The organism is Salinisphaera orenii subsp. halophila YIM 95161 (genome assembly GCF_003732545.1).
Classification (GTDB): Bacteria; Pseudomonadota; Gammaproteobacteria; order Nevskiales; family Salinisphaeraceae; genus Salinisphaera; species Salinisphaera orenii_A.
This window is the reverse complement of record NZ_AYKF01000111.1, coordinates 1-16,253: the sequence shown is the minus strand read 5'-3', so window position 1 is coordinate 16,253 and position 16,253 is coordinate 1. Positions and strand designations below refer to the sequence as shown.

Annotated in this window: 14 protein-coding genes; 8 read left to right on the top strand and 6 right to left on the bottom strand. The window is 63.6% G+C overall.

From position 1 onward, the window contains the following. Positions 1-290: 290 nt before the first annotated feature. From guaA to SAHL_RS14155, 6 genes are all read left to right on the top strand, one after another. Complete coding sequence (gene guaA, locus SAHL_RS14175) at positions 291-1,868, top strand: glutamine-hydrolyzing GMP synthase (protein WP_123592071.1); 1,578 nt, start codon at positions 291-293, stop codon at positions 1,866-1,868. A 183-nt stretch (positions 1,869-2,051) separates the two neighbouring features. Then, positions 2,052-2,297: a DUF6364 family protein gene (locus tag SAHL_RS14170; protein ID WP_123592070.1), complete on the top strand. Its 246-nt coding sequence runs from the start codon at positions 2,052-2,054 to the stop codon at positions 2,295-2,297. Beyond that, the gene (locus SAHL_RS14165) at positions 2,294-2,701 is read left to right on the top strand and encodes a type II toxin-antitoxin system VapC family toxin (protein ID WP_123592069.1); all 408 of its coding nucleotides are present in this window, start codon (positions 2,294-2,296) and stop codon (positions 2,699-2,701) included. Before SAHL_RS14170 ends, SAHL_RS14165 begins: the two co-directional genes overlap by 4 nt. A 141-nt stretch (positions 2,702-2,842) precedes the next feature. After that, entirely contained in the window at positions 2,843-3,364 is a 522-nt protein-coding gene (locus SAHL_RS14160; RefSeq protein WP_123592072.1) for a DNA-binding protein, read from the top strand. 88 nt (positions 3,365-3,452) lie between these two features. After that, positions 3,453-3,737 carry a ribbon-helix-helix domain-containing protein gene (locus SAHL_RS17590; RefSeq protein WP_148045575.1) on the top strand — a complete coding sequence of 95 codons (285 nt, stop codon included), beginning with the start codon at positions 3,453-3,455 and terminating at the stop codon, positions 3,735-3,737. A 35-nt stretch (positions 3,738-3,772) separates the two neighbouring features. Continuing rightward, the gene (locus SAHL_RS14155) at positions 3,773-4,033 is read left to right on the top strand and encodes a type II toxin-antitoxin system RelE/ParE family toxin (protein WP_245968553.1); all 261 of its coding nucleotides are present in this window, start codon (positions 3,773-3,775) and stop codon (positions 4,031-4,033) included. Between the two features lie 348 nt (positions 4,034-4,381). Here the strand turns inward: SAHL_RS14155 and SAHL_RS14150 are convergent, their stop codons facing one another. The 4 genes from SAHL_RS14150 to SAHL_RS14135 all read right to left on the bottom strand — a co-directional run bounded on the left by SAHL_RS14150 (position 4,382) and on the right by SAHL_RS14135 (position 11,426). Next, positions 4,382-6,583 carry a DEAD/DEAH box helicase gene (locus tag SAHL_RS14150; protein ID WP_123592067.1) on the bottom strand — a complete coding sequence of 734 codons (2,202 nt, stop codon included), beginning with the start codon at positions 6,581-6,583 and terminating at the stop codon, positions 4,382-4,384. A 191-nt stretch (positions 6,584-6,774) separates the two neighbouring features. Further along, the gene (locus tag SAHL_RS14145) at positions 6,775-8,088 is read right to left on the bottom strand and encodes an ATP-binding protein (protein ID WP_123592066.1); all 1,314 of its coding nucleotides are present in this window, start codon (positions 8,086-8,088) and stop codon (positions 6,775-6,777) included. After that, positions 8,085-10,397, bottom strand: coding sequence for a tellurite resistance TerB family protein (locus SAHL_RS14140; protein ID WP_184947722.1), 2,313 nt, complete (start codon positions 10,395-10,397; stop codon positions 8,085-8,087). The genes SAHL_RS14145 and SAHL_RS14140 overlap by 4 nt, the downstream gene beginning before the upstream one ends. 279 nt (positions 10,398-10,676) lie before the next feature. Next, complete coding sequence (locus tag SAHL_RS14135; protein WP_221177970.1) at positions 10,677-11,426, bottom strand: helix-turn-helix transcriptional regulator; 750 nt, start codon at positions 11,424-11,426, stop codon at positions 10,677-10,679. Between the two features lie 182 nt (positions 11,427-11,608). Between SAHL_RS14135 and SAHL_RS14130 the strand changes: the two genes are divergently transcribed. Continuing rightward, positions 11,609-12,658, top strand: coding sequence for an MBL fold metallo-hydrolase (locus SAHL_RS14130; protein ID WP_123592064.1), 1,050 nt, complete (start codon positions 11,609-11,611; stop codon positions 12,656-12,658). Between the two features lie 291 nt (positions 12,659-12,949). Next, on the top strand, positions 12,950-13,591 hold the full coding sequence (locus SAHL_RS14125) for a trimeric intracellular cation channel family protein (RefSeq protein WP_342782273.1): 642 nt from the start codon (positions 12,950-12,952) through the stop codon (positions 13,589-13,591). Positions 13,592-13,850: 259 nt separating this feature from the next. Here SAHL_RS14125 and SAHL_RS14120 read toward each other — a convergent pair whose 3' ends face one another. After that, positions 13,851-15,230 (bottom strand): PQQ-dependent sugar dehydrogenase, encoded by a 1,380-nt coding sequence (locus tag SAHL_RS14120; RefSeq protein WP_123592062.1) that lies wholly within the window; start codon positions 15,228-15,230, stop codon positions 13,851-13,853. Then, on the bottom strand, positions 15,227-15,649 hold the full coding sequence (locus SAHL_RS14115) for a DUF2231 domain-containing protein (RefSeq protein ID WP_123592061.1): 423 nt from the start codon (positions 15,647-15,649) through the stop codon (positions 15,227-15,229). Before SAHL_RS14115 ends, SAHL_RS14120 begins: the two co-directional genes overlap by 4 nt. Positions 15,650-16,253: the final 604 nt, after the last annotated feature.

Genomic DNA, 16,253 nt, shown 5'->3' with positions numbered 1-16,253 from the left:
CGGCGTGTGGGTCGGCGAGCCGCTCCCGGCGGCAGGGGCCGCGCGGGGAGCCGGCGCGAGGCGCGCAATTCTAGCGGCGCGCGGCCGGCGCAGGCCAACGCCTGTCGTGACAGCCGGGGCGATTCGGTATCCTTGCGCCTTCGGTTCGGCGTCGGCCGACCGTGGCCAGCGGCACCGGCCGGCCTGAGTGTCGGCGCGGGCCGCGTACCGCCGGCCCCGCCCGAGCCGACGACCGCAAGCCGTCACATCGCGCCACGCGCCTCATTCCTCCCCAGAACGCCGCGAACACCATGGCCCAGGACATCCACGCCGAAAAGATCCTCATCCTCGACTTCGGCAGCCAGTACACCCAGCTCATCGCCCGCCGCGTGCGCGAGGCCAACGTCTACTGCGAGATCTACGCCTGGGACGTGGCCGATCACCACGTGCGCGACTTCGATCCCGACGGCGTCATCCTCTCCGGCGGGCCGGAATCGGTGACGGCGGAAGAGGGCCCGCGTGCGCCGGCCGCGGTGTGGGCGCTCGGCGTGCCGGTGCTCGGCATCTGCTACGGCATGCAGACGATGGCCGCTCAACTCGGCGGCGAAGTGGAAACCTCCGAGGTCAAGGAATTCGGTTACGCCCGCGTGCGCGCCCGCGGCCACTCGAAGCTGTTTACCGATATCCAGGACCACGTCAACGAACAAGGCCACGGCCTGCTCGACGTGTGGATGAGCCACGGCGACCGCGTGAAAACGTTGCCAGAGGGTTTCAAGGTCATCGCCACCACCGACAGCGCGCCGCTGGCCGGCATGGCCGATGAGGACCGCGGCTACTACGGCATCCAGTTCCACCCGGAAGTCACCCATACGCCGCAGGGCAAGCGCATCCTGTCGCGGTTCGTGCACGAGATCTGCGGCTGCGGCGGTCTCTGGACCAGCGAACACATCATCGAGGACCTGGTCGCGCGCATCCGCGAACAGGTGGGCGACCAGCGCGTGCTGCTCGGCCTGTCCGGCGGCGTGGATAGTTCCGTCACCGCCGCGCTCATTCACGAAGCGATCGGCGAAAACCTCATCTGCGTGTTCGTGGACAACGGCCTGCTGCGCTTGCATGAAGGCGACGAAGTCATGGCCACCTTCGCTGACCACAAGGGCCTAAACGTCATCCGCGCGGACGCGGAAGACCAGTTCATGGATGCCCTCAAAGGCGAGGCGGACCCGGAGAAAAAACGCAAGATCATCGGCAACACCTTCATCGAAGTCTTCGATGCCCACGCCGCCGAACTCACCAACATCGACTGGCTCGCCCAGGGCACCATCTACCCGGACGTCATCGAATCCGCCGGCTCCGCCACCGGCAAGGCGCATGTCATCAAGAGCCACCACAACGTCGGCGGCCTGCCGGAAGACATGAAACTCGGCCTCGTCGAACCGCTGCGCGAACTGTTCAAGGACGAAGTCCGCGAACTCGGCCTGGCCCTCGGCCTGCCGCGTGACATGCTCATGCGCCACCCGTTCCCCGGCCCGGGGCTGGGCGTGCGCATCCTCGGCGAAGTGAAAAAAGAATACGCCGACAAGCTCCGCAAGGCGGACGCTATCTTCATCCACGAACTGCGCGAATCCGGCTGGTACGACAAGGTCAGCCAGGCCTTCGCCGTCTACTTGCCCGTCTCCAGCGTGGGCGTCACCGGCGACGGCCGCCGCTACGAACACGTCATCGCCTTACGTGCCGTCGAAACCATCGACTTCATGACCGCCCGCTGGGCGCACCTGCCGTACGAACTGCTGGAACACGTCTCGTCCCGGATCGTGAACGAGGTCAGCGGGATTTCGCGGGTGGTCTATGACGTGACCGGTAAGCCGCCGGGGACTATTGAGTGGGAATAGGCAGGTTATCCGGCGGTTAACCCGAAGCGTTCCTGTTGAAAATCGGTTTGTTTGCGAGAAGGGATATTCGGACTCGCATTCGCCGGATTAACCAGCAGGGCGTTCGCTCTCGAACGCGCACTGAGTTTCGTCGCATTACGGAATGCCGTACAGTTTATTCATATAGGCCGTACAGGATTTGCGATGGCTACAGAAACGTCCAAACTTACGATTCGATTGCCGGTCGAGGACGTGGACTTTGTCAAGCGGTATGCGAAAGCCAACGGCCTGAGCGTGACCGAAGTCATCGATCGCTATCTGCGGCGTATGCGGCTGCTGGATGAAGAAACACTGCCAGCAGCCCTGGATGAAATCACGGGCCTGCTACCGCCGGATATGGATGCAGAGGCCGAAATGCGTGAGCGCCAATCGACCAAGCACGGCCAGTGATCCTTATCGATCTGAACGTCGTCCTCGACGTGGTACAGAAGAGGGAACCGCACTACAGGGCATCGGCGACCGTGATCGGCCGAGTGACGGACGCCCGCGTTGCTGCGTGCCTGCCGGCTCACGCCTTCACCACGCTTCATTATCTGGGGTCGCGTCATCAGACTGCGACGACCGCGAACCGCGTCGTGGATTGGCTGCTCCGATATTTCGAGGTCGCCGGTATAACCGATCGCGAGTTGAAAAGAGCAAGAACCTTGGACTGGCGTGATTTCGAAGACGCGGTTGTTGCTGCAGCGGCGGAATCGTCCTTGTGCACCAGTATCGTGACTCGGAACGTCCGAGATTTCCGCGACTCACCGGTGCCCGCTTTGACGCCGGAAGAGTATCTTTTTGATAGCGAGTAGTTTGGTGACAACACGGTTTCGACGTATTAGCCGCGGTGAGCACGCCGAGAAAGCCGGACGCTTATGCCCGCCAGATTCGTGGCGTCGTCGCCAAATGTACGGGCTGAGCATACGAGCCGGACTCGCGAAGTGGAGGCGGTCATGGAATACATCTTCACATTCAAATATCTTCTGTACGACCACGACGGTGATGAAGAAGCGCTAATCGATCGGTTGTTCGAAGCGGGCTGCGATGATGCACTGCCGGGCGTCGGCCAAGCCGGGCGGTTGGCGCTTGCGTTTGCGCGCGAGGCCGAAAGTGCGACGGCCGCGCTCGAAAGCGCGATTGCCGACGTACGCAAAGCGGTCGATAACGCCGAACTGGTCGAAGTGCTGCCCGACTATGCCGGCCTTACCGATATCGCCGAGCACGTCGGCATGTCCCGCCAGAACCTACGCAAAATCGCTACGAAGAACGACCCGACGTTCCCGGCCGCGATTCACGAAGGCAACCCATCGCTTTGGCATTTGTCGGATGCATTGTCGTGGTTTACCGAGCATGGCTACGCCGTAGAGGCTGCCACGCTCGAAATCAGCGCCGCCGCGCGTGAACTCAACACAGCAATTCAGGCGCGTCGTATGTCCGTCGATCGTTCGCGCGAGCTGGAAGCCTTGATGGCCTAGGGGCGTAGCGAGCCGGCAAGCGTGTGACGCTGACAACCACATAACGCGGTGTTACTTTAATAGCACCACGCGTTTTACGGTACCAGTCATGTCTACGACGTCGTTAAAACTTCCCGACGAACTCAAAGCGCGGCTACGCACAGTTGCAGAAGCACGCCATACCAGTGCGCATGCGTTCATGCTGGAATCATTACAGAACGCGGTAGCGGCGGCCGAGCAGCAACTTGCTTTTCTCGCCGATGCTGAGGCCGCGTACGAACAGATGTGCGAAAGCGGCGAAGGTTATGAGGCCAAGGATGTACATCGTTACATCCATGCCCGTGCGCGCGGTGAATCAGCAGAGCGACCGCAGCCGAAACCGTGGCGCGAATAATCTATGCCGCCCGGGCGTTAGCCGATCTCGAGCGCGTGACCGAATTTCTGCTCGAAAGTGAGCCGGTGGCGGCTTCTGAAACGGTCGGCCTCATCACTACGGCAATAGAAACGCTGGCAAACCATCCGCTTATCGGGCGCGCGTATTCGCCCGATATTCGCGAACTGGTGATCTCGAGAGGCCGCACCGGCTATGTAGCCCTGTATCGCTTCATGCCGGCTCGTGACTTCGTTGCCGTTCTGTCGATACGACATCAGCGGGAAAGCGGTTACTCGGTTGAAGAACCAACGAGTTGAAAGACAGATACCGGAAATAACTTGAATGTTGATCGGAAACGTTCCTGACCCTCTATTCTCATCCTACAATCGCGCCCGTAGATATAGCCATCTCGGCGGGGTTAGTTACGAGGCCTTTGAATAGGCTTCGTCTTGACGGGCAAGAGTGTCTAGGAAGCCGCTCCAGTCGAATCATAGGCCACAAGTGTCTAATCGTCCCGGCTAGATAGAAGTCCACTATGACCCCGAAGCTCGGTATGATCGCTAAGGACACTACGACACGGTGGGTCGAAGGTCGGCTCAGGCTGGCTGAGTTTCGGGCCTGATCAAGTGCTAGGTTCCAATGCGCATTGCGCGAATCCCGCACTCTCATTGCTGATTCTTGGCACAAAGCCTCTGCACTAATTGCAGACCGGCACTCAAGTCTAGGCGCCGGCTGGCCCAGTCCACACTGAGCAGGTCGTCGTCCAGAAACTCGTCGTATTTTTCGGTGACCTTGTTTTTCACGTTTGCGGCCAGTTCGACGGGCGCAGGCTGATCACGAGCAGCGATGCGTTTCAGCGCTTCTTGGACTGCCGCCGTGGTCGTGTCGCGGGCGCACAGGTAAACGCCCTCGCGCTGCGTTCGGATACCAGACTGGGTCAGCATGGCCGCTAGCGTATCCAACGCGATATCGCCGGCCCAGGGGAACACGAACACGTGCTCGCCAGCGGTCAGGAAGGTCGTCCTGTCCAGCCCTAGATCGCGGAAGTGGCGGCGTCCTTCTGCCAGCAATTCCTGTGCCCCGGCGTCCAGATACATCGGTACTTCTTGGCCGCAATACAGATCATGCATCTCGGCGCGGACCACGTCGTGTACGATGCCGGCGGTGCCCCCGAATGCCGGTGCGCGCCCGCCGCCGGCCCGGTCTAGGTCGATGCGCTTGTGCGTCATGTCCAGACGCAAAACGCGCCAGCGGCGGCCAGCGAATATCAGGTAATCGCCTTCGGCCACCGGGCGATCGATCGGCAGCGTGCCAATGACCTTACCGTCGACGGCGAGAGTGAATTCTTCGGGCGTGGTGAAGGCGGCGAAGAAGCTGTAGTGATTGACGATGCGTTCGCCGACCTCACCGTGAAGCAGCGTGCCGTCCGCACTCTGGGTCAGCAGGCCGGTTTGTCCCATACGTCGCAGCAGCGCGACGAAGTTGTCTTGGCCCACGGCGGCGAATGGTGCGTTCTCGCACAGCGCATTCCACAGGCTCTGCGCGGTGGCGCCGCCATGCTGTGCGATCATGGAAAGGATCTGCTGGATGAGCGTGGACAGGTGAAGAGCCCCATGGCGGGGTGGCTCGGTCCAACGCGCCAGCAGTAACTCTGTCATGGCAACAGCCTGGAACAGGGCAGGGCGCAGCCGATCCGGTGCAGGCGTCTTGTGGTCGATCTCGCGTTCTTGGATGTAAATGCGCAGAACGGCAGCTTCGCCGCGGCGTCCCGAGCGTCCCAGACGTTGGCGCATGCTCGCCACCTGATGCGGCGGACCGATCTGGGCGATGCTCGCGACCGAGCCAATGTCGATGCCCATTTCCAGCGTCGAGGTGCACACTGCGGTCACCGGCTGCGTCTGTGCCTTGAGCCCGGTCTCCACATGCTCGCGCAGTTCTTTGGACAGGCTGCCGTGATGGGGGAAGAACTCCACCGGCACACGCAGTTGCTCGCACTGTCGGCGAAGCAGATCGGCGTAGGTCTCCACGTTGCCACGGCTGTTTGCGAACACGAGGTTATTCGTGCCCCGCAGCACCTGGAACAGATGCTGGCTGATGTCCAGAACATCGCCTTGGATGGTGTCCTCCACGGGGACTTCCGCACCACTTTCCTCCGTCGCTTCCGCCTGCCTAGGCGACAGCGCCGGCGGTACCTGCCGGTAGCCGCGGATTTGCAGTTTCAGTTCGCCGGCATCTTCGGCGGATACGATGGTCCGCACCGATTGCGCTCCGTCCGGACGCAGAAATCCGGCGGCGAGCTGCATGTCGCCCAGCGTGGCCGACAATCCCACGCGCGGTACCCGTCGGCGGATCACGAGTTCCAGACGGTGCATTAGCGACTGCAATTGCATGCCGCGCTCCACGCCGATGAAGGCGTGGAGTTCGTCCACCACCACGTATTCCAGCCGCTCGAACAGGCTGGCCAGACGATGACCGTGGTTCACGCAGATTGCTTCCAGCGACTCCGGCGTAATCAGCAGCATGCCCCGAGGGTGTTTCAGGAACCCGTGTTTGAGCTTTTGGGGGATGTCGCCGTGCCACGGGACCACCGGCAAGTCCAGGCCGTCCGTCATCAGATCCAACCGGCCGTATTGATCGTTGATCAGCGCTTTCAGTGGCGAGATATACAGCGCCAGCCCCATGCCGGCGTCGTCATTGCCCTTGGCCAGCAGCCGGGAAAGGATTGGTAGAAAGGCCGCCTCAGTTTTGCCGCCGGCGGTGGCTGCGGCGATGATCACATCGCAGTCGCCGCCCAGCACGGCGGGAATGGCCTGTTCCTGCGTGGCACGCAACGCGGCCCAGCCTTGGCGCCACACCCATTTCTGCATGGCCGGATGGAGCGCTTCAAACGCTCGGGAGGGCTCAGAGGTGGACACGGACCGGGCGCTCGTCAGTGCGAGAACGGGAGTGCTCCAAGCAGGCGCACGCCACCGCGGTGTTGAACGCGGCCTGGCCAAGGCTGCGATAACCTAATTTCGCCACCGAAGAGCAACGGACCGGCTGCATTGACGACGAACGCCTACAACTGAAATCCGTGCAACTGCTCTTGTTCGCCGTTGCCGGTGGCTTCATCGTCTAGGGCCTCGATTTCCTCCGGACCGTCTGTTTCGACCTCGACCTGCCCGATAAGCCCACGCCAGTCCTGACCAGGGTTCTGCTCCAGGACCGATAGCAGGGCGACGAACTCTTTGATCGAGTTACGCGGCGTCTTGAAGTAGGCGGCGCCAATACGCTGGTGGCAGTGGTCTAGGAACGCGGTCAAGGCTTCGTCCGGAACGAGGTAGTCAGATTCGTCGCCGGCGGCCATGACGTGGCGGATCTTCTGTAACAGGATGTAGAGATCTTCCTGTGAAAGGTTGGCAAGCCGGATCACGGGTCCGCTGTAGTCCACCAGCCCGTCGCGGGCAAACCGGTTTTCCGCCAGGCGGGTTTGCAGGGCCTCGTAGCTGTAAAGGCCCCGGCGGGCATCCATAAGGAATTCCGGCGTCCCGCCCATGAGAAAGCCTAGGCCCTCGGCACTGCCCTGGAGGGTGTCGTTGAGGATACGCAGGATCTGCTCGTAGTTGCTCTTCCGCGCTTGCGAGCTGGATAGCTTGAACAGGTTGACCAGCTCATCCAGGGCGACCAGTAATCCGTTGTAGCCGGCCAGCCGCACGAAGCGTGCCATCAATTTGAGGTGGTCGTAGCAGTTGGCGTCGTCGATGATGGTGCGTACGCCCAGAGCCTTGCGGGCATCGGTCTTGGTGCTGAATTCGGCGCGCAACCAGCGTACGGCGTCGCCCTTGAGCTGTTCGTTGCCGCTGTCATGGCCCCGCCAGTAGGCCTCCAGAACCAAGGCGAAATCGTAGCCGCCGGTCATCTCGGTCAGGTGGGCTAGACGTTCGTGGATGGTCGAGCCGGGCGAGCTACCGGTCTCGCGCGCTTGTTGAAGGCTCTGGGAGATGAAGCGCTCGGCGATACTGGCTAGGGCGCCGCCATCGGGCTTGGCCCGGGTGGAGATGTTGCGCATCAGCTCCGCGTATAGCGCCCGGGCCTGGCCCCCGGTAGCGTGGAGGCGGCGGTCCGGCGTCAGATCAGCGCAGGTCGAAACTAGCTTGCGCTCCAGCGCGATCGAGTGGATCAGGTTCAGGAAGAAGGTTTTGCCGGAACCATACTCGCCGATGATGAAGCGGATCGCCGAGCCCTCGTCGGCGATCGTGTCGATGTCCTTGAGCAGAGCCTGCACTTCGGCGGCGCGGCCGACTTGGATGTGTTGCTGACCCACGCGGGGCACCACCCCGGCACGCAGAGAATCAAGGATCGCGCGGCGTTCTTTTTCCCGGATGCGGCTCATGCGGTCATCTCCTCGTATATCGCTCGATCCACCTTGAGAGCATCGTCTTCTTCGTCAATGCACGGTGCGTCGCAGGCATCGAAGGCGGCTTCGTTGATGGTATCCAGTGCGCCGTCGAGTAAAAGGGCATAGCGGTCGGCCAGGGCCTCCAGCTCCGCGCGCTGCCAGTAATCCTGCGTCGCCAATTGGCGCAGGAAACGGCTATGGGCGGCATCCAGCCCGGCCAGGCCGGCTTCGTCTTGCTCGGGTGCACCTTCGGTAGCTGGGCCCGCGGCCTCCTCGTCATCCTCGGCGAAGATACCGCCCAAAATGTTGGACACCTGTGCCGTCTCGGCCAGCTTGCGTTGCAGGGCGCCGGGATCGAGCGCGGCCCGACCAGTGCTCGATGTCGAGGACGATGCTCCCGGCTCCGGCTCGGGAATGTGATAGCCGTCGTCCGCGGGGCTGGCGGGGCGGACGGTCACCGGCCCGGTGGACGGCTCGGCGGTCATCACGTGAATGTCGGTGACGACGCGCTCGGGGTCCAGATCCAGCCGCTTGTAAAGCTTCTCCAGCAGCTTGACCTCGTCGGGGTCGATACGCCCGTCCGCCGCCGCCACCGTGACCAGCAACTCGGCCATGGAGGCCTTCTGCGCCGATGTCAGTTCGCCGAGCTTGGCGGCCAGGCCGGCCATGCCTTGCTCCTGTTGCAATAGCCAATGCAAGTGCGCGCGCAGGCGGCGGCGCTCGGCGGGCTCCAGGGAAAGGCTGGTCTCGATGTGTTGTTCCAGATGTTGCTTTTCTTCCGGCGAGACCTCGCCATCGGCTGCTGAGACCATGGCCGCGAGCCGCAGCACCAGGGCAGCCGCCTCGTAGGCCTGGGTCGGTGCGGATGGGGCATCGTTGGCCTGCCGGAATACAACGACCTGATCCGCGGGCTTGGGCTTCATGCCGGTAAAGCGCACGTCCGGCTCCAGGCCCAGGCCGAGCTTTTCCAGCAACTGCACCAGCAGAACCGCCTCCTTTTTAGACAGGCGGTCGGACTTGTCGGTGGGCAGATGGGTTAGCAAGGTTGAAGCGGGCAGCACCGTAGCGTCGCCGTCGTTCAGGTGCTGCTCGACGTCCGTGCGTAGCGCTTCCAGACCGGGGTGGCGGGTCTTGCCGTCCAGTTCCGGCGGCAGTAGCGCCAGGCCTTGTAGGCTGTCGCGCCCGGCCTCGTCCTTGCCAATAAAGCGGCTGTAGGCATCCAGCTTGTCTGTGGCTTCGTCCACGATCGCCGCGAGCTGGGTGTGGGGCCGCTTGAGGATGGTGATGTCGGCTACGGGCGGGCCCTTGTAGACGTCCCATCTGCCGCGCATGCCGCCGCTGGCCGGCCGGTAGATGACCGAAACCGGTGTCTTGTTCGGTTTCACCACCAGTCCGTCGCCGTGCCGATCGGCGTAGAGCTGTTTGAATAGCGTTTTGAACTCAGCGTGGCATCGCCGGGCCGGGGTTCGTAATCGGAACTGCGGGTCTTGCAGTACCCAGGCAAGCGCCCAGTCCGCCGGAATGGATCGTCCGGTCTCGGCGAACTGGCCCAGACCCAGCTTGAGCGGGGCGGGGAGATCGTTGGCATTCTGCATCACTACCGGCGGCCGGTTCGTCAGGTTGATCTCGCCGGAACCGAGATAGATCGCAAAGAGAAAGTCCTGCGCGTAGCGGCTGAACGAACTGTTGTCGCCGTACAGCTTCAACAGCCGCTGCACCTCATCGAAAATCGCCTTGCGCTCGGTGTGGTCCGCAGCACTGTACGCGTGATCGTGCAGGATCCGCCGCTCCAGCCCGTACAGATACAGGAAAACATACCCGATATAAGCGTCCGGCCGGCGCCGCCCGTCCGCGAGCCAGTTCAGGTAGCCAGCCCGGCAACGGGGCGGGATATCGTCGTAGCTGGGCCAGTAGCCCATGCCACCCTCGTGATGATCGGGGCGCTCGCGATTCACCTTGAGGCTGGGGTCGATCAGGGCGGGCTCGACCGCATATCCATGTGCTGACGCCAGGTCTTTGCCGACGTAGAGGAGACCGCCGTCGATCGAATAGCCCTGGACGGTGACCGATTGCCCTTGCGGTACCCAGTACTGGTCAAAGTCCGTGCTTAGATCACGTGAGAATTCACGGTCCCAATCTGAGCCGCCCGAAATCGTCACCTTGAGGTGGACGTCGCCGTCGTGATCCGATGGCTTCGGTTTGCGTCGCGAAGACTTGCGCACGCGTTCGGCGGATTTGTCGGCAAACCGGGACAGCCACAGCACGCCCCCGACAATTAGCGCAATTAGGATCAGATATTCCATGACATTGCCGCCACGATTGTGGCGCCCCCGCACCAGGATAAGTCTTTCGCCCCATTCGCAGCATAGCGAATTTGATTTTCGTTGTGGGGCGGACATCTCCGTGGGTCGTGCGACTGGCGATGGTGGACTGGCCAACGTGGGCGTGAGGGTCAGGTCTTGCACAATAAGTCAATAAAAGGAAAGGCTCTCCCACAGTCGCCGAAAGCAGCGATCGTTGCCCGCGTCCAAGCCGCGCACGCGGTCTTTGCATCGGTAAACCGCGCAGGCAGTGCAAGGGTTTCAGCTTCGCAGGCGCGCCAAGCTCACCGAGGGCGGCGCGCCGAACGTGCGGCGAAAATCGTGGTTGAAGTGGGGCTGGTCTGAAAAACCCGCGGTGTAAGCGGCTGCGGTAAAATTGGAGCCCGACACGATCCTGTCGAGCGCGACCCGCATCCGCGCCCAGGCGCGATAGCGGCGAAAGGGCACACCAACCTGTCGGCTGAAAAGATGCTGAAAACGGGAACCCGACAAGCCCGCTTCTGCTGCAAGCCGGGCCAGGGCGATCGGCTCACCCTCGTCGGAAGCCAGTGCCGATACGCTGGCGGCAATCCGTGGATCCATGGGCGCGCCCGCACGGGGCTTGGCGAAACGCAGCACGTCGTCCAGAAGCAGCCCCACCGAAGCCATTGGAATAAGGCCTTCCCAGAGTTCGCGGACTATCGCGTATTCGCCGGCGCTGCTGGTCAATACACCGTCGACTTCACTGGCGTGTCGCATCAGCGGAAACAACGCCTGAACGCCCGCGACCGACGGCTCGATATACACGCCCGCGACCGGGTTGCCGTGCACACGTAGCTCGTGCACCACGCCCGCCGGTATGACCGCCGTCCGGCAGGACTGCCATTCACCGCCTGCCACGCGCAGGTCGAAACGGTCGTGGATACCGGCCAGAAAAATCGGCGCGCCGTGCTGGTGGAGGCGGTTGTGCCATAGCGGCGCGATAAAGAGCATTCGCCCCGCATCCAGATACCACAGCGCCGTGGCCGTCATGTGCTACCCGACAGCACGTTCGTACAAGCCACCGGATATGTCCATCGGCCAATCTCCCATGCAAGCGGTCGTGCCAAGCGATGCGCGTCATCGGCGATCCGGCCCACAGAGGCCGGGCGGCCGAGCCACTGACGAAGATAGCAGCTGCCGCGAATCCTGCCTTTTCGCAACGGAGATAGCCGATGTTCAACCAAAGCACGGATCGCACGCGCCGACGTATCCTGCGTGCGGGCGCCGCCATTCTCGCGTTGCCGTCGATCGCTCGGCAGGGCGTACGCCCCGCTTACGCGGTGGCCCCATCGCTCGGCTCGGCAAGACCTACCCATTACCGATTTCAACTCGGTGATTTCGAGGTCACCACCATTCTCGATGCCAGCGCGATGCTCGACGGGCCTTGGCCGGTGGTGGGCGAGGATCAGCCGGCCGACGCCGTGCACCGGTTGATGCATGCCAACCTGCTGCCCGAGACGCGGTTCCGACCCGGCTTCACGCCAGCGCTGGTGAACACCGGCAAGGAATTGATCCTGTTCGACACCGGCAATGGCGCCCACGGTTTCGTGCCGCCACCCGATGGCGGCTGGCTGGCAGGCATACTCGGCCCCGCCGGTTACCGCCCGGAGCAGATCGATGTCGTGGTGCTCACACATGGTCATATCGATCATATCGGCGGCATGCTTCACGACGGCCGGGCCGCGTTCCCGAACGCGCGCTATGTGATGGGCGCCAAGGAGTTCGCGTTCTGGTCGGCGACCGAGGACCGGCTGCGTGCGCCCGAGGGCGATATCGAGCACATGTCCGGGCGCCTGTTCGCCAGCCATGTGGTGCCCTTCGCCGAGCGGATGCGCCTGATCGAGCCCGGCGGCGAAGTCGCCTCCGGTATCCATGCCATCGAAGCCTATGGCCACACGCCGGGGCATCTGGCGTTCCATATCGAAAGCCGGGGCCAGCGACTCCTGCTCTGGGGCGACTGTGCCCATCACGAGGTGGCCTCATTGGCCCGGCCCGGCTGGCACGCGCTGTTCGACCGCGACAAGGCTCAAGGCGCGCGCACTCGCGAGCGCATCTATGCCATGGCGGCCCGGGAGCGCATACCGGTCATCGGCTATCATACCTCGTTTCCATCCGTGGGTTTCGTAGACGCGCAGCCCGGCGGTTACCGCTGGATACCGGTCACCTACCAGCTCGACGTAGCGTCGACCGGCGCCAAAGCAGACGCCGACCGGTTCGCGTGAGCCCGGCCTTGGAAAACCCGGCGTCTATTTGACGCGTGATGTACCTGCGCATGAGGACAAAGTCTTGCAGAGTGCTTCAACAGCGGTGCATTGGACGTCTAACTCCATCGGGGTGGCCTCTTTTCCCGGACGCCAGTAAGAAGGACGAGTCACGGGTCGTGTTGCCGTTGTCGCGCGATTATCCGCCTGCGATAACCGCGACGCGTGACCCGGCGCGTCGCCGCCTGTGATAGCCCGCCGTGGCATGCGATAGGGCCGCGCGATTAAACTGTCGCGGGCTTCGCACCCGCCATGCATCCCACCGGCTCGATTGCTATGCACCTGTTACTTTTCGCGCTGGAATTGGCGGGTACTTTCGTTTTCGCGCTTAGTGGCGCGATGGCGGCGGTCCAGAAGCGGCTCGATATCTTTGGGCTTGCGGTGCTCGCCTTCGCGACCGGCACGGTGGGCGGGATCACGCGTGATCTGCTCATCGGTGCCACGCCGCCGCTGGCGATCGCGGACGTGCGCTACGGGCTGACGACCATGGCGGCGGCGCTCGTGGTGTTCTTCGGCCATCGTCTGGTCGATCGCATCAGCCGGCCGGTGGCGATCTTCGATGCCGCCGGGCTGTCGCTGTTCGCCGTCGGCGGCTCGATACGCGCGCTGGAGTTCGGGATCTCGCCGGTGATGGCCGCCGTGATGGGCATGATCACGGGGATCGGCGGCGGCATCATGCGCGACGTGCTCATCGACCGCCTGCCCATGGTGCTCGCGCCGACCGAACTCTACGCCACCGCCGCGCTGCTGGGTTCCTCGATCGCGGTTGCCGGCGTGACGCTCGAGTGGCCGTTTGTGCCCACGGTGATCGGCGCTGCCGGGCTGTGCTTTTTTGTCCGCTACATGGCGATGCGTCACGGCTGGCATCTGCCGGTGCCGCGTGTGGGGGAGTAAAGCGTGATCAGAGGGCCGGACGAGGAGAATGAAAATCTTTGGGGCCGATCACGATCGGATCCTGCGCGGTGCGTTCGAATAATAGCGGCCGAACCTTGCGCCCGACCGCTATCGTTTTAGCCGTATGCGCCGTCTCTACGGGCATCCGTTGTGTAGACGCTGAAGGATCGTCGCGGGGCCGGGGCTGGTCTATCCGGTGACAGTCCTGCGCGATGACGGTCGCTCACCGTATTGGCTGGCGTTTTCGCCTGCGGCCGGGCTATGCAGGTGCCCCCGAGCCATCCTCGCTTTCATTGGATTGCGCTGCATCGGGCTGATCGGCTTCGGCGGCCTGTCCGTCGGCATCGTTCCGCGTCACCCGCCAGACGGCGTTGGTCAGGTCGTCGGCAACGAGCACCGAGCCGTCGGGCGCGACGGTGACGCCGACCGGGCGGCCGCGGGTCTTGTTGTCGCCGTCGAGAAAGCCCGTCACGAAATCCACGGGGTCGCCGGCCGGCTCACCGTTCTCGAAGGGGATGAACACGACCTTGTAGCCGACCGGATCGCCCCGGTTCCAGCTGCCGTGCTCGCCTACGAACACGCCGTCGGTGAATTCGCCGCCGACCTGTTGGTTGGAGAAGGCGATGCCGAGCGGGGCGTGATGCGAGCCTAGGCTGTAGTCCGGCGCGATCGCGGATTTGACCTTTTGGGGGTTCTTCGGCCGCACGCGCGGGTCGACGTGCTGGCCCCAGTAGCTGTACGGCCAGCCGTAGAAGGCGCCCTCCTGCACGCGGGTGAGGTAGTCGGGCACGAGGTTGGGGCCGAGTTCGTCGCGTTCGTTGACCACCGCCCAGAGCTGTTCGGTGTCCGGCTGAAAGGTCAGCGCCGTGGGGTTGCGCAGGCCCGTGGCATAGGCGCGGTGGGCGCCGGTTTCGGCGTCGATCTCCCAGATTTCGGCACGGTCGACTTCGGCTTCCATGCCGCGTTCGGTGATATTGCTGTTGGAGCCGATGCCCACATACAGATACTCGCCGTCCGGACTCGCGGTCAACGCCTTGGTCCAGTGGTGGTTGATCCGCGCGGGCAGCGGCGTGACCACGTCCGGCGGACCGCTGGCCTTGCGTTGGCCCGCTTCGTAGTCGAAACGAACCAGCGCGTCCTGGTTGGCGACGTAGAGATCGTTGTCGACCAGCGCCAGGCCGTAAGGTGCGTTGAGGTCGTCGGCGAAGACCGTCCGGTCTTCGTAGGTGCCGTCGCCATCGCCGTCACGCAGCAGGGTGAGTCGGTCGCCGCTTTCGACCGACGTCGTGCCCTTCGATTTGATGATGCCGGCGATGAAATCCTTCGGCCGTTTCTTCGGCGCCTTGCCGCCGCCCTTGCCCTCGGCGACCAGAATGTCGCCGTTGGGCAGCACGAGCGTGTGACGCGGCACTTTCAGATCGGTCGCGATCGCGGTGATCGTGTAGCCGTCGGGCACGGTCGGTTTGGCGTCGCCCCAGGGCGCCGGTTCGGGGATCGTCATGTTGGGCAACAGCCCGCGCTGCGGTTCGGGCAGGTTCGGGTTGGGGCCGAACTGTTGTTCCGAATCCGCCGCGTGGGCCGTGCCGGCCGTCAGCAGAATCGAGAGGGCGGTGGCGTAGAGAATGCCTTGCGTTTTCATGACCGGCCTCCAGTGCCGAGACGGGAAAAGCCGAGCAGGGTGGCCACACAGGCCAGTACGGCAACGATGATCGAGAGCACGAAACCCGTGGGCATCGCCGCCCAGGCGTCGCGGGCATGAATCAGCGCGTTGATGAAGCCCAGGATCCAGGTGGCAAGCAGCAGCAGAAAGTAGGCGAGATACGGGCCGCGGCGCTCGGCTCGAAACAGGCCGACGAGCGCGCATACCAGGGCGAAACCGTTGAACACGAGCGCGCCGGCAATCATCCAGGATGCGAAGGTGCTCCACTGGATGTGATACGACGCCGTATAGGCATAGTCGCTCACGGCGGCGCCGAGAAACAGCGGGAAGACGCCGGAGAGCAGGAGTGCATGAAGCGGATGGATCCCGCTTGTATGCGTTCGTTGGGCAGTGGTCAAGACAAGCTCCTTTGGTCGGGCAGAACACGGGGCCCGCGGGGCGGCCGGGTGTTTCGGCAACGCAATCGTTGGCGTGCAGTGTAGTGCGCTCGGAAGGGCGTGACTAAGGTATTTATACGCACCGTATAAACCCGGTTGACGCCCGGTGCCACGTGGATTCAACGCCGTGGCGGTAGCGATCACCGGCAGCGCAAGCGACGGGCCAGCAGCCGTGGTGGGATGTCTGCAGGAATGGGGCTGCATCCGTCAGGGCCGGTTACGGGGCCTTCTCGGACGAGCGGCCGCCAATTCGAGGATGCGCATCGCCAGCCCGCGTGTCGCCGCCGCCGGGATGGCGTCGTTTCGTGCTCGCCGGCCGTGTCAGGGCAAGCCGCACAAGCCCGAACGGTGCGGCGCGCCGCTGCAATCGACACATGCGGTCCGTCCGATCGAACGCGGCTATCGCGTCGAACCCGTGACCGCCGGCCGGCGGTGGCCGAAAGGACATGCCGGCACGGGCGGCGTGCCTGGATCAAGCGGCGGTCGGGGATTGTGCGATCGGCGCCGCGCCATGGGGCGGTCGGATGGCCGGCTTCGCGCGCCCGGGGCCGCGATCAGCGCCGTC